Source organism: Sorangium sp. So ce1153 (genome assembly GCF_051521595.1).
Taxonomy (GTDB): Bacteria; Myxococcota_A; Polyangia; order Polyangiales; family Polyangiaceae; genus Sorangium.
Map to the genome: position 1 here is coordinate 3,373,414 of NZ_CP150361.1, position 14,298 is coordinate 3,387,711.

At 76.4% G+C, this 14,298-nt stretch carries 5 protein-coding genes; 1 reads left to right on the forward strand and 4 read right to left on the reverse strand.

Features of this window, described 5'->3' with window-relative positions; translation table 11 throughout:
• Window positions 1–239 precede the first annotated feature (239 nt).
• Window positions 240–689 carry a hypothetical protein gene (locus WME85_RS12040; protein ID WP_437837804.1) on the forward strand — a complete coding sequence of 150 codons (450 nt, stop codon included), beginning with the start codon at window positions 240–242 and terminating at the stop codon, window positions 687–689.
• Between the two features lie 35 nt (window positions 690–724).
• On the opposite strand, the gene WME85_RS12045 is transcribed toward WME85_RS12040, so the two are convergent.
• The 4 genes from WME85_RS12045 to WME85_RS12060 all read right to left on the reverse strand — a co-directional run bounded on the left by WME85_RS12045 (window position 725) and on the right by WME85_RS12060 (window position 14,107).
• Window positions 725–2,233, reverse strand: a complete 1,509-nt coding sequence (locus tag WME85_RS12045; protein WP_437837806.1) for a reverse transcriptase family protein — start codon at window positions 2,231–2,233, stop codon at window positions 725–727.
• A gap of 404 nt (window positions 2,234–2,637) precedes the next feature.
• Window positions 2,638–4,503 carry an SWIM zinc finger family protein gene (locus WME85_RS12050; protein WP_437837808.1) on the reverse strand — a complete coding sequence of 622 codons (1,866 nt, stop codon included), beginning with the start codon at window positions 4,501–4,503 and terminating at the stop codon, window positions 2,638–2,640.
• Window positions 4,500–11,315 (reverse strand): HEAT repeat domain-containing protein, encoded by a 6,816-nt coding sequence (locus WME85_RS12055; RefSeq protein WP_437837810.1) that lies wholly within the window; start codon window positions 11,313–11,315, stop codon window positions 4,500–4,502. Before WME85_RS12055 ends, WME85_RS12050 begins: the two co-directional genes overlap by 4 nt.
• Complete coding sequence (locus tag WME85_RS12060; RefSeq protein WP_437837811.1) at window positions 11,312–14,107, reverse strand: hypothetical protein; 2,796 nt, start codon at window positions 14,105–14,107, stop codon at window positions 11,312–11,314. The genes WME85_RS12055 and WME85_RS12060 overlap by 4 nt, the downstream gene beginning before the upstream one ends.
• Window positions 14,108–14,298: the final 191 nt, after the last annotated feature.

Consider the following 14,298-nt stretch of genomic DNA (forward strand, 5'->3'; position numbering starts at 1 on the left):
CGCCCGGCGGCCAGAACCCGATATCGCCGTGGATGTGCCGTGTTGACAGCGCTGTTGATGCGCATGTAAAATGAATCGGATATAGACGCCCGGGTCTGCGGTGCGCGAGGCATCGGCGCTGTCACGGTTCCCGGGCGCGTTGCAGGCGCGGTGGCGCAGGCGCCTGGACGGGCAGAGCCCATGGCCATCCATCGGCGCCGCGCTGCGCGAGCCGCGGCCGTCGAAGGTGGAGGAGTGCCATGAAGAAGACGCTTGGAAGGCTTGCTGTCGTTGGTCTGATGACGGTCGCGTGCTTCGTCGACGCCGATCGAGGCGGCGCCGGGATCGCTCATGCCGAGGAGGCTTCTGAGTCCGCGTTCAGGCGCGGAGATTTTCATGGAAGGTACGGCTGGGACGCCACCGGCTCGCTCGTGGGGCTCGGCAACTTCGTGGCGAACGGGGTGATCGTGTTCAACCGGAATGGGACGCTGACCGCCACGGAGTCGGGGAGCCTCGAGGGCGAGTATTTCACGGACACCTTCACGGGCACCTGGACGCGCGACGAGGACGGCACGGGCACGTTCACCACGGTCGACTCGGCCGGCGGCGTCAGCGTCTTCGACTGGGTGCTCACGGCCAAGGGGCAGCGGGGTACGGCGATCAGCCGGGACCCGGGGGACGTCACGCTGCTCAGGATGGAACGACAGTAGCCCTGCGCCGGCGCGCAGGGCGCGTGCGGCCGGCGTCAGCCCGCCTCGCCCGCCGGCGCGGGCTGGTTCCGCTCGAGCGCCTCGATCCGATCGAGGAACGCGCGCCCCCTGACCGGATCGGTCATGTACACGAACGCCGCTAGCCCCTTCAGCTGCGCCAGCGTCTCGCCCTTCCCGGGCCTCCCGAGCTCCCGGTTGCGGATCGCCGCGCGCAGCGCGCGCAGGCGCTCGCGCGGGACGCGCGCCGCCGGGACAGCCTCGCTCGCGCGGTTGACGACGAGGCCTGTCACCTTCTGCCGGCTGCCCTTGCGCATCACCACGGTCTTGCTCGGGTGGAGCCGGAACCCCTCCGAGCTCAGGATCTCCCGAACCCCGCGGAGGAGCGCACCCACCGGCGCCCGCGGCGCACCCGCGCGCGGCGCGCCCGGCGTCGCGGCGAGACCAGGCGCCTCGGGCGCACGCCAGGAGAGCGTGAGATCGTCCGCGTACCGCGTGTAGCGAAACCCCAGCTTGCGCGCGAGCCCGGAGACGCGCCGGTCGAGGCGCACGCAGATGGCGTTCGTGATCGCCGGGGAGGTGGGCGCGCCCTGCGGCAGCACGCGCGGGCCGGTGGCCACGTGGAGCGTCTGGCCGCGGAACTGCACGAGCTCGCGCGGCGCCTCCGTCGAGAGGAGCGCCACGAGCGTCGCCGGCCCCTCGGCCACGCCCGCCTTGCGGAGCAGCCCGCGCACCCGGCGCCACGTGATCGTCGGGAAGAAGTCCTTGATATCCACCTTGACGATCGTGTCCGCGCCCGCGTGCGCCGCGGCGTTCGTGACGATGGAGCGGCTCGCCAGGAAGCCGTGCGCCGCGGCGTGGACCGGGAGCTTCTCGAACAGGTTGCGGAGCGCCCAGCGCTGCGCGCGCTTCAGATCCCGCTTCGGGGACGAGATGGTGCGCGCGCTGCCGTCGCGCTTCGGGATGAGCCACCGGCGGTAATGCGTGCCCGTGTCGACCTCGCGGTGGTAGGCGAGCCAGCGGAGCCGCGGGATCGTCAGCCCGAGCGCGCTCGCGAGCTCGCCCGCGCCAGGCAGCTCGGGGAGGCCGTGCGACCGCGCGCGCTCGCTCAAGCCGGGGACGTCGAGCCTGTCCGGCCCGGAGCGATCTGCCCAGTGCACGCCCGCGCCGAGGTGGTTGATGTGCGTGGCGAGGTAGGCCTCCCACGCGAGGCGGCGCAGCGACCGGCGCTCCCTGGCCTCGACCTTCTTGCGCTCCTTCCACTGGGCGCGCTCCCGGTCCGACATCGCCTTGGGATCGCCCGTCGCGAGGGCGCCGCGGGCCGTGAGCTCCGCGCTCACCCACGCGTCGATCCCGCCCGCCTCGGCGATCGCCTTCCAGCGGGCGACGCGCGCCTCGTGGGCGAGCCGGCGCGCCTCGACGTCGACGACGTCGCCGCCGCCGCCGCCGGCGCGGACGCCGGCCGCCGCGCCGGCCGCGGGCGACGTCGGGAGGGGGAGAACGACGGGGGCTCGGGCTTGAACGGTCGCGTCGATCTTCGCGGTCATGTCTCTGTGGGAGCGTGGTTGGGAATCACGACGAGCGCGGCCGGTCCGCCGGCGTGGCAAGAGCGGCAGGAACGGCCGTCGCGGATCGCGATCTCATGTCGCCAAGAGAGGCCCCGAGCGCATCACCTTCTTCCATGGGGCACGGTAGCCTCACCGGTTCTCCGGCTAGACCAGCGCTACGGCGCGGGGAGAAACGGCGTTCGCGAGGTTGTCTCAGCTCTCCCCGCGCCGTAGCGCTGGTCTAGCCGAAGAGAACCAAGAACAGGCTACCTTGCGGAGAGTGACTGGCGGTTCCTCCAGAGCGGCGCGACGCCGCTCCTACGCTCGAGGCGCGGAGGCTGGTGCGTTCAGAACCTCTCCTGGCAACACGACGTGCAGTTGAGCCTTGACCTCCTCTCCCTTCTTCATGCAGACGACGCGTCGGCGTCGACGAATCCGGATGATGTTAACGCATCCAGGCGCTTGAAATACGCGTCGCGCGCTTCGGCGTCCGTGTCAAACCAAATGCGCTGGTGGCGAGGGTCCTCCTTGCCGCGCGTGCCCCACGACAGGTGCACGACACGGTCGTCCAGGGAGACACGATAGACCACCTCCGCGCCCGAGGCCTCGCGGCGCACGTAGGTGCGCGTCTCGGCGCGGATGAGCGAGCGGCCCTCGGCCGTCTGGCGCAGGGCGTCCTTCTCGGCGCGCTCGCGGGCGTAGGCGACGCGGAGCGCGATCATGTGCTCGCACGGGCCCTCGCGGAGGCCGCTGCGCCGGAACGTGGGGCAGCTGCACCACGCGTCCGAGACGCGGCCCTCGAGGTCCATCGTGAAGCGGGGCGAGAAGTCGCGGTGCGCCTCCCGGTCCGCGACCTCCCCGTGGATCTCGGTGCCCTCGCCGGCGATCTCGTGCACCTTGGTCGGCCTCACCGCGCCGGGGGCGGCGAGCAGGCGGTGGGCCGCGGCCTCGCGCGGCGAGCTGTAGCGGATCTCGCGCTCGTCGACCGGCTCGGCGAACAGCTCGCGCGGGCGGTAGACGCGGCGCGCGACGTCGTAGAGCACGCGGCCGCGCAGGCACTCGAGCTGGAGCGCCGCGCGGGCGTCCTCGGCGCCGCCGCCGGCCGCGAGGGCGGCGAGCGGGAGCGGCCCGCGCTCGCGGAGCAGGGCGAGCTGCCGCCCGGCGAGCGCGTCGAGCGCGGCGCGCGCCTCGCCGCGCGGCATCAGGGCGTCGAACGAGGCGGCGCTCGCCCAGCTGCTGTCGGTCCAGCCCGTGAGCGCGACGGTCAGCGTCGCGCGGCCGAGATCGAGCACCCAGAAGACCGGCAGCCCGGGGCCACGGAGCTCGGCGCGCGCGCTCTTCACGTGCGGCAGGAGGCGCGACAGCGCGAGCAGCCGCTGCCGGCCGAAGGTCCGGACGACGCGCGGCGGGCCCTCGTACGGCGGGCCGTGGCACTCCAGAAGGGTCTCCCAGGGCTCCAGGATGAGGCGCGGCGGCTTGCCGGGGACGAGCTCGAAGCGCAGGCCGCGCGGCGGCTTCTTCGCCTTGCGGGTGCGGAGCACGAAGAGCGCGTTGTAGAGGTCGATCGGGGCGAGCTCGCAGGAGACCGCGGGCAGCGTCGCCGCCGACTGCACCTGGAGGAAGCCGCGGAGCCAGGTCGCGGGGACCTCGAGCGAGCGCTCGATCAACGCTGCCGCCCCGGCGCGGGACGCGCCGGCGTCGAGCTCCACCCGCGTGTAGACGCGCAGGCGGTCGATCTGCTCGACGATGCGCGGCGAGAGATCGACGAAGGCGGTGCCGTGGGCCGCCTCGCGGCCCTCGAAGAGGTCGCTGGAGAAGGCGAGCCGGGCGTAGGCGCTCTCGTCGCGCGAGAAGACCTCGATCGAGACCTCGTCCGGGTGCACGGTGAGCACCGGATCGAGCGCGCCGGCGGGCTTCGCGGGCGAGGGGTCGCCCTGCTTCGCGCTCGCGGCGTCGTCGCCGTAGGCGCTCTCCAGGAAGGCCTTCTGCGCCTCCCAGATGGCCGCCGTCGCCTTCTTGCCCTTCTTCATCAGGTAGGCGAGGTACGCGGTCCGGTCCCTGCCCTTGTACCGGAGGTCGCTCTCCAGGATGGTCGCCAGCGCGGCCATGGCGTCGCGGAAGAGCGCCGCGTCGCGGAGGGTGCCGCGCACGCCGACCGGGCCGCGGGCGCTGTCGAGGGAGAGGCGCACGCTGGAGTGGAGCGGGGCGGCGGCGAGCTCGCTCGGCGCGGCGTACCGGAGGTGGATCGGGCGTGCGAGGGCCGCCGTCATGCGTTGACTCCGTCGGGGTTCTCGGGTTGCGCGGGGGCGCCCGCGATCGTCAGCCGCCGCTCTCGATCGGCCGCCGCCCTGCGCTTCGCGCGGCGGTAGGCCCGGTACGCGGCCTTGCGGGTTGCGGCGTCGTTCGCGCCCTTGTCGAACGCGAGCGCGGCCAGCGCCTCGAGCGCGCGATCGCCGCCGGCGCGGCCGAGCGCCGCGATCGCGTCGAGGCGGGCCGCGGCGTCGCCGCCCGCGCCCTGCGCGAGCGAGATCAGCGGGGCGAGGGCGCCGCGCGTGAGCATCGCGGGCAGCGCGAGGCGCCGGCCCGGCTCGCTCGCGGCGAGCGCGGAGAGCGCCTCGGGCGACGCGGCGCGCGCGGTCGCCTCGAAGCCCACCGGATCGAAAGGCCGCACCGCCGCCGCGCTCGCGGCCGAGCCGCCCGGCGCCAACGCGGCGAGCGCGGCCGCGGCCGAGGCCCTGACGCCCGCGTCCATGTCCTTGAGGGCGGCCGTGAGCGCCTCCACGGTGTCCGGCGACCGCGCGCTGCCTGCGGCCGCCCCGGTCGGCCCGAGCGTGGCGAGCGTGGCGAGCGTACCAAGCGCGCGCGCCGCCTCGCGGCGGACGTCGCCCGGAGCGCTGGCGGAGAGGAGCAGCGCGCGCAGCGCGGGCGCCATCGCGGCCGCGCCGGCGCGCGCCGCCGCCCAGATCAGCTCGCGCCACGCCGCGGCCTCCTCGTCGCGCGCGTCGCCGTGGGCGGCCGACCAGCGCTCGGCGGTGCGCTGCGCCGCGGCGGCGAGCGCCCCGGCGAGGGCCGCGCGATCGCCGTCGACGCTCCCGGCGGCGATGAGCCGCGCCGCCTCCTGCCGCGCCGGGGCGCGCTCGTCCGCGAGCATGCGCTCGAGCGCGGCCGCGGGCAGGGGACCGCGGCGGAGCAGGCCCATGGCGAGGCGCTGCCGGAGCTCCTCGTCCTTGAGCGACGCGAGCCGCGGCAGGAGCTCGGCGGGATCGGCCTCCGCGGCGAGGTAGCTCGCCGCCGGGCTGGCGATGTCGTCGTGCTCGCTGCCGACCGCGAGGAGCTCGACGCGGGTCCGCTGGCCCGGGAAGAGCTTCTCCAGCGCCTTGCGCGCGCCCTTGCGGACCTCGGCGCTCCTCGCGTCGAGCGCGCGGGCGAGGGCCTGCTCGGCCGCGGGATCGCCGAGCAGGCCGAGCTCGTTCACCGCGACGGCGCGGAGCCGATCGGGCGTGTCGCCGGCGCGCACGAGCTCCTCGAGCAGCACGCGGGCGCGCTCGCCGCCGATCCACCGCGCGCCGCGCGCCGCCGACTCGCGGAGGTCGATCGCGTCGGCGTGGAGCGCCTGCTCGACGCGCTCCGAGACGCGCCGGCGGAGCTCGGCGCTCTCGAGCTTCGGGACCATGCGGCCGAGCGCCTCCGTGGCGGCGGCCTGCATGGTCATCTCGACCGGCGCGTCCTTGGTGCCGCCGGAGGCCACCGCCTCGAGCTCGTCCAGCGCGCGGGCGTCGCCGAGCGTGCCGAGCGCGAGCAGCGCCCGCTCCCGCTCCCCGGGCTCCCCCGCGCGCACCACGAGCAGGAGCGGCCGGAGCGCCGCCGCGAGGCCCCTCGCGGCCACCCCCTCCGCGGCCGGCAGCACGAGCTCGCGCGCGCCCGCCCGCAGCACCGCCTCGAGCGGCCCCGAGGGCGCTCCCTTGTCCTTCACGCGCGTCGCGTACGACGTCACGGCGGCGACGCGCGTCGGGAGATCGCGGTCCGAGAAGAGCGCCGCGAGCAGGTCGTTCTGCGCGGCGTCGTCGCCGAGATCGAGCTCGCGCGCCGCGGCGAGGCGGAGCGCCGGGTCCTTCGCGCGCGCCGCGGCGGCGAGGAACCCGAGCGCGCGCGCCGTGTCGCGCTTCTCGCGCTCGCGCCCCCTGTCGACGATCTCGAGGCACGCCTTGAACGACGCGCCCCGGACCTCGGCGGCGTCGTCGTCGAAGCGCGCGGCGAGCGGCCCCGTCGCCTCGGGGTTGCGCGTGCTCCCGAGGGCGCGCGCCAGCGCGGCGCGGTCGGCCGGCGCGTCGGCCTCTTCCATGCGCGCCGCGAGCGCCCGCACCGCCGCGCCGCTCGCGAGCGCGACGAGCGCCTCGCGGGCGCGCGCCGGCGTCGCGGCCGCGCCGTCGCGCAGGAACGCCGCGAGCACGTCGACGGCGCGGTCGTCGCGGCGGCGGGCGAGGAGCTCGGCCGCGCGCAGGCGGAGGTCGTCGTGGTCGCTCTCCATCGCGCGGCACAGGGCCGGCACGATGCGGGCGTCGCTCGACGACGCGAGGCGCTCGAGCACGCCGAGCCGCAGGTCGGCGTGCTCGCTGCCGAGCGCCGCGAGCAGCGGATCGAGGCTCCCCTTCGGGCAGAGCCGCTCGAGGAGCTCGAAGGCGTAGCGGCGCACGTCGGGGAGCGGCGAGCTCAGCGCGCGCACGATCTCGGGGCGGGCGTCGTCGCCGCGCGCCGCGATCTCGTCGAGCGCGGCCCGCGCCACGTCGGCCGACGCCGACGCGAGCCCGAGCGCGAGCGGCTCGCGCGCCCCCGCGGGGAAGAGCGCCTTGAGGCCCGCGAAGGCCGCCCTGCGGACGAGGTGGTGCGGGTCGTCGAGCGCCCGTACGAGCGGCGGGACCGCCGCGGTGGTGCTGACGTGCCCCCTGGCGCAGACGTCGACGATCCGGTCGATGGCGTCCCGGCGGGTGCGGTGCGCCTCGTCGTCGCCCGGCGCGACCTGCCGGAGGAGGCCCATGTACGCGCCGAACGAGAGCCAGCGCAGCCGCCGCTGCTCGCCCTCCGGGACCGCGGCGATGTCCTGCTTGCCGCCCGGCTTCTGCCCGGGCTGCGCGAACGCGAAGAGGCGGCGGAGCCACCCCTTCTTGGGCGTCGTGTCGGTCTCCTCGGCGGCGCGCGGCGTCGTGTCCGCCACGACGGGCGCGCCCGCGGGGCGCAGCGCGGCCACCCGCTTCGCCTCGCGGAAGTACTCGACCGGCTTGCGCCGGAGGCGCAGCACCTGCGCGGCCGCGTAGCGCTGCTCCGGGTTGTCGCTGGCCAGCGCCTCGGCGAGGCCGACGAGGATGCGGCCGCGCGCGACCTCGGGCGGCCAGTCCTTCATGCCGGAGGGCTTCTCGCCGTCGGCCGCGCGGTCCCGGTCCGGCTGCGCCGCGGCGTCCGGGCGCGCGGGCATGAGCACCTCGATGAGGTGGGCGAGGTACGCCTCCGGCTCGGCGCGGAGCTCCAGGGCGCGCGCCGCGGCGAAGCGCACGTCGGAGCGCTGCGACGAGAGCGCGCTCGTCAGCAGATCCGGCGGATCGCCGCGGCGGAAGGCCCTGAGGTCGCGCGCGAGCACGATCGCGAAGACGATCTCCTGGACCTCGCGCGCGCTGTCCTCGAGGCCCTGCAGCATGCCCCCGTAGCCCTCGGGCCCGAGCGCCGCGAACGACATGATGGTCGCGACGCGGATGGGCGGGTGCTCGTGGCGCAGCGTGCCCGTGAGCACCGGCAGCGCCCGCACGTCGCCGAGCCGCGCGAGGCCGTCGGCGGCCCACGACCGCACCGCGACGTCGGCGTGGCCCATGGCGTCGAGCAGGTAGCCCTCCTCGCCGCGCCGGGCCGCCATCGCGAGCCCGCGCGCCGCCTGCTCGCGCACGTCGGGGTAGTCGTCCTTGAGCAGCTCGGCGGCGAAGTACTTGACGAGGCGCGGCGAGCCGAGCGTCGCCAGCGCGCTCGCGGCGCGGGCGCGGAGCGGGCCGAGGATCTGGATCGGCAGCTCCGCGGAGGTGACCGCGAACGCGGATCCCCGACCTACGTTGAAGAGAGATTTGTCGGCGAGCAGCGCCCGCATCGGGTTGATCAGCTGCTCGTCGCGCCGCGTGGCGCAGAGCTCGGCCGCGCGCACCCGGAGGTCGAGGTGGCTCGACTGGAGCCCGATGTGGAGCGGCCCCGCCTCGCCGGGCAGGAGCCTGTCGAGCGCCTCGATCGCGGCCGTGCGCGGCCCGCCGTGATCGTCCTCGAGCAGCCGGATGAGGGCGCTGCGCGCGGCGTCGCTCACGGGCGCTTGCGCGGCCCCGCGGGCGCCGCTCTCCCGGACCGAGGGGTGGATCGACGCCATGGCGGCGAGGTGCGGCTCCACGGCGGCCTTGCCGCGCAGCTTCACGACCGCCTCGTACGCGGCCTGGGCCACGCTCGCGTCGCGGTCGCCGATCGCCGCGTGCAGCCGCTCCGCGGCCCACGGCTGCTCGCCGTGCGCCTTGAGCTCCTCGACGGCGCGCAGGCGCAGGTCGGGGAAGCGCGCGAGCTGGGCGCGGTCGAGCGCCGTCTGCGGGTCCGAGGTGTGCCACGACCAGAGCGTCCGGAACGCCTCGCCGCGGACCTTGGGCGACTCGTCCTCGATCGCGTCGGCGAGCAGCGCCTCGGCCTCGGGGGGCTTCGGGCCCTTGCCTTCGCCGGCGAGCGCCACCAGCCGGCCGAGCCCGCGGACGCGGATGTCCTCCTGCGAGGACCGGAGCGACGCCTCGGCCACGGCGAGCGGGGCCGATTCGAGCCGCGCGTAGGCGTCGAGCGCCGCGGCGCGCACCGCCCCGTCCGCGTCGTCGAGCATCCAGATGAGCCGCTTCTCGGCGCGCGTGTCGCGGAGCTCGGCGAGCGCCGTCGCCGCCTGCCGGCGCAGCGACGGGTCCTGCTCGCGCGTGAGCTGCAGCAGCGCGCCGAGCGCGCGCGTGTCGCCGAGCTGCGCGAGCCCGCGCGCCCCCCGCACCGCCGTGTCCGGCGTGCGGCACGCCACGGCGGTGAGCAGCGGCTCGAGGTCGGCCTCGGCGGGCTCGGCGCCCGGGCTCCCCACGCCGGGGATCTGCGCGCGCGCGGCGGCGATGACGATGGCGGCCTCGTCGGCCGCCTTGGTCTTCGACTTCGCGTCGGGCGCGGGCTGCTCGTCGCCGCCGGCGCCCGCGCGCCGCAGCACCTCGGCGGCGCGCCGCGCGATGTCGAGCGCCGCGCGGCCGAGATCCTCGTCGCGCGCCTCGAGCGCGTGGGCGAGCGCCCGCCGCTCCAGCACCTTCGCCGCGAACCCGATGCGGCGCACCTCGGCGTCCTCGTCGTCGAGCGCGCGCGCCGCGACCGGCGCGAACGCCGGCGCGGAGAGCCAGCCCTTGAGCGCGGCGCGGATGAGCGCCTCGACCCGCAGGTCGGCCGGGCCGCGCTCGAAGGCGGCGCGGAGCGGCTCCGGGCCGTCCGGGTGGAGCTTCTGGAGCTGGTCGAGCGCCGTCAGCCGCACCGACGCGTCGCGCCCGGCGAGCTTGTCGGCGATGAGCCCCGGGATGAGCGGCGAGCTGCCGTGGAGCTTCGCGACCTCGACGAGCGCGCGGCGCTGCACGTCCGCGGCGCGGGCCTCGAGCCCTGCCCGCAGCGGGGTGAGCGGCGCGTCGCGGTCGATCGCGCGCAGCGCCTCGAGCGCGGAGAGGCGCACGGTCGCGTGCTCGTCGTCGAGCGCCTCGCGGAGCTTCGCGCGCGCGCCGCGGCGCCCGTTCTTCCCGAGCTCGCGGGCGGCGAGCGCGCGCACCTCGGCGTCGCGGTCCGACCGGAGCGCGCGCAGCGCGGCCTCGAGCGCCTCGGGCTCGTCGAGCGCCGCGAGCGTCTTGACGGCGCCCTCGCGACCCGGCCGCGCGCCGGAGAGCGCCTGCGCCAGGACATCAAAGCCGTGCGCGAGCTCGGCGGCGCCTTCCGCGGGCGCGCCGGCCGCGTCGATCGGGAAGCGCCACACGGTGCGCCGGTCGCCCGCGGCGAACAGGGCGCCGAGCGCCTCCTTCGCGTCCGCCGCGCCGCGGCCGGCCTGCGCTCGCGACCCTCGGCGCCCGGAGCCGGCCTCTGCGGCCGGCGCGAGCGCGAGCGCGTGGAGCGGCAGCGCGCTCGTCTCCAGCGTGCGCGGCTTGCGCCGGTCCTCGAGCCGGTGGATGCGGATCGCGCCGTCCGCCCCCGCGGACACCAGGCGGTCGCCGGTCTCCTTGCCGTCTTCCTGCGGCGGCGGGGTGGGCAGGCACAGGAGCGCGCGGACGCCGCCCGCGTGGCCGCTCCCGTCGGCGCCGCGGATCTCGCACTCGACGTCGCCGACCAGGTACCAGAGGCGCACGGTGCCGTCGTCGCCGCCCGACGCGAGCCGCCCGTCGCGCGGCGTGAACGCGAGCGCCGCGACCGGCCCCTCGTGGCCGGGCATCGCGCGGACGGCGCCCGTCGACAGCGTGACGACGCGGACGACGCCGTCGTCGCCCGCGGCCGCGACGAGCTCGCCGGCCGGGTCGAAGGCGACGGCGCGGAGCGGCGCCGCCGCGAGCGCGAACGACGCGATCTCGGCCGCGCTCCCGGCCGGCGGGGCAGGGGGCGCGCCGCCCGCGCCGCCCGCGCCGACGCGAAAGACGCGCAGCGCGCCGTCGGCGCCGACGGTCGCGAGGCGCGCGCCGCCTGGCGCCGCCGCGACGGCCGTGACGCCGCCCGGGTGCGCGTCGATCGCCCGCGCCTCGCCCCCGCCGCCCGCGATGAGGCGCAGCGCGCCGTCGGAGCACGCCGCCGCGAGCACGTCGCCGGCGAACGCGAGCCCCAGCACGTGCGCCGGCACGTCGATCGAGCGCGCCGGTTTGTTCGCCACGTGATCGAAGAGCGTCACCTGACTCGCGCCGGCGGGCGATCGCGCGGTCGACGTCCCGCCCGTCCCGAGCGGCGCCGGCGCGCGCACCCCGCCGACGGCGAGGAGCCGCGGGCCGATCGCGAGCGCGCGGACCTTCTCGAAGTGGCCGATCGCGTGGCTCATGCGCTCTCCTGTCCGACGCTGCCGAGGCCCTCGATCTCGAGCCCCGGGTGCGCGCGCCTGAGGCGCATGAGCGCCGCCAGGCACGCCTGCCACTCGCCCTTCGCGACCGAGCCGGTGAACTCGGCGATCACGGGCGCGACGAGCGCCGCGAACGCGGCGTCCTCGACCGCGAGATCGCGCACGATCTCGATCACGTGCCGCTTGGCCTCGCTCGCGGAGAGGCGCCGCCGCGGGCCCGCGTCGTCGCCCGGCTCGGGCGATCTCCCCGCGGGGATGCCGGACAGCACGTACCGCAGGAAGCGCCGGAGCGCCTCGACGTCGGCGAACCTCCCCGCGTCCGCCGGCGGCTCCGCCGGAGCGTCCGCCTCGCCGCGCGCCGCGCGCGGCTGCCAGCCCGGCGGCAGGTCGCGGGGCCGGTGCTTCTCCCAGAGCATCCGCACCGCGAAGAGGCGCACCTCGCGGTCGGCGCTCTGCATCAGCCATCCGAGGCGCTCCGGGCCGCCGATGCGCGCGTAGTGCTTCAGGATGAGCGACAGGCCGAGCTCGCGCGCGCTCTTCTTCAGGCTCTCCGTGAGCGCGAAGACCTGCGCCGGATCGAGCTCCTCCACCGCGAGCGTCATCGCCGGATCCGCCGACGGGTCGCCCGCCTTGCGGAGCGCGTCGAAGGCGATGTTGCGCACCTCCCTCGCGTCGCTGTGGGCGAGCTCGTAGACGCGCGTCTGGTAGCCCCACGCCCGGAGCTCCGCGCGCGTGACGAGCGCCGCGAACCGCCGCACGTCCTCCCGCTTGTCGAAGAGCGCGGGCCAGATCCGCTCGGCGGTGAACGCCGACCGCTTCAGCGCCGGCTTCAGCTCGAGCTCCTTCGCCTCGCCCTGCTCGGGCCCGAGCACCGGGTGGTGGCAGCGCAGGTAGGTCTGCGCGAACGCGCGCATCGGCTCGGGCTCCTTCTCGCCGAGCGCGAGCGCGAACAGCTTCGCGGTGCCCGCCTCGCGGTCGCCGCGGCCGCTCGCGTCCTGCCCCGGGTCGAAGTCCTGCGGCTTCATGTGCGCGAGGAGGTACCTGCGCGCGAAGCCGTTCAGCGCCGGGTCGGCGCGCCGCGCGAGCGCGAGCAGCCAGGGCAGGGTGAGCTGCCGCGGCGTGACGATCTTCGGGTTGCCGAGCACCTCCAGCGCGACCGCGCGCGTCTCGGCGCTGAAGACGAGCCCCTTGAGGCGCTCCACGCCCTCGGCGGTCAGATCGGGCAGCGCGTCGGCCTTCCGGAGCCAGGTCGCCACGGTGTCCCCGAGGGGCTTGCGCGTGAGCGCGGTGAGCAGCCACGGCGTCCCGATCGCCGCGATCGGGTACTTGCCGAGCGCGTCGAGCGCGGTCTCCGTCGCGTCGTCGTCGTCCTCGTGGCGCGGGTCGTCGAGCACGCGCACCCAGAAGCCGGTCCCGGGCTCGCCGGGCCGGTACTTGGCCTTGAAGTACGCGGCGGCCCACCGCTTCTGCGCCGGCTCGCCGTAGATCATGTCGACGAGGAAGCCCTCGGGCAGCTCCGCGCGGTCGAAGCTCTCGCTCAGCGCCTTGGCGGCCCAGGCCTCGGTCTCGCCGTGCCGGAGCAGCCGCCCGAGGAACGCGTGGCCGAGCGCGCGCGCCCCCCTGCCCTGCAGCGCCGACGCCGCGAAGGCGCGCGTGTCCTTGTGCGCGGAGCCGAGCAGCGCGGCGAGGCGCTCCGCCTCGAGATCCGCGGCGTGCGCGCGGGCGTACTCGATCGCGAACGCGCGCGCCTTGGCGCTCGGCGAGTCGAGCAGCGCGAGCGCGGCGTCGTGCAGCCCGAGGCCCCGCAGCTTGCTCTGGTGGAGCTCCGGCGAGCCGAGCAGCGTCTCGACCAGGAAGTCGTGCGCGCTCGCCAGCGGCCGGTAGGCGAGGCGCGCGAGCCACGCGGGCGTGACGCTCCGCAGCGCCTCGGGGAAGTCCTTCCTGAGCCCCTGGATCGCGAATTTGGCCGGCGGATCGGCCTGGCAGGTCGAGAGCAGGAGCATCAGCGGGTCGGGCGATCGCTTCCACGCGTCGCCGAAGGCGCGGTGCTTCACCATGTCGCTCGGCGGGACGCCGCCGTGGAACGAGCGCCCGTCGTACTTGCCCGTGCCGTGCGCCCAGACGTGGTTCGCGACCCAGAGGTCGCCGAACCTCGTGTCCGGCGGGTAGTGGCGGAGCACCTCGACGGCGAACTGCGGGTAGAGCTCCGGCACGCTGCGGCCGAGCTCGCGCAGGAAGCGCCACGCGCGTCGCCGCATGTAGATCAGCGTCCCGCGGGAGACCTCGCGCCGCCCCCCGCGCGCCACCTCGGTGTCGAAGCGGAAGGCGAGCGCGCCGAAGAGCTCCGCGTCGAGGCGCGCCTCGGCCAGCTTGTAGATGCGCTTGAGCCCGCCCCACGCGCCGAAGACCAGCGGCGCGCTCCGGGCGGCGTCGCAGAGCGCGCTGCGCCCTGCGTCGGTGCCCTCCTCGTAGATGCGCACGAGCAGGTCGGCGAGCTCCAGCCGCGGCGGCGGGGCGGGATCGACCTGCGCGAGGAAGCGCTTCCACGCGTCGGTCGCCCGCTCGCGCCGCTGCTCGGGGGTGCGCAGGCCCTGCGCGGTCGCGAGCAGCTGCAGGAACGCCTGGAAGGTGAGCGCGCCCTCGCGGGGAGGCGCGTCCGGGGTGGGCTCCGGCTGCTCGAGGTAAGCCTCGAGGACCGCGGCCAGCGCGGGCGAGCCGCTCGCGGCGAGCTGCTTGACGTTCTCGATGTCGATCGGGTTCGGTGAGCTCGCCAAGGCGCCTCCCGCGGCGGATGGCCTGAGAGAATCGCGATCCCGGCGGATCAGGTCAAGCAGAGTCGAGCCGGCGATGAAGGAAGCGTCGCCTTGTCGCGCGCCTCCGTGTGGCGAATGCGCCTACGTCCGCGCATCGCCTTGCCGCGCCTTGCCGCGCCGCGCCGCGCGCGTGCTCGGCGCGCAGTCCTTGC

What these genes read in the sequence shown, in the direction of transcription:
- WME85_RS12040 (WP_437837804.1), top strand. Translation starts at nt 240, where the DNA reads ATGAAGAAGACGCTTGGAAGGCTTGCTGTCGTTGGTCTGATGACGGTC.
- WME85_RS12045 (WP_437837806.1), bottom strand. Translation starts at nt 2,233, where the DNA reads ATGACCGCGAAGATCGACGCGACCGTTCAAGCCCGAGCCCCCGTCGTT.
- WME85_RS12050 (WP_437837808.1), bottom strand. Translation starts at nt 4,503, where the DNA reads ATGACGGCGGCCCTCGCACGCCCGATCCACCTCCGGTACGCCGCGCCG.
- WME85_RS12055 (WP_437837810.1), bottom strand. Translation starts at nt 11,315, where the DNA reads ATGAGCCACGCGATCGGCCACTTCGAGAAGGTCCGCGCGCTCGCGATC.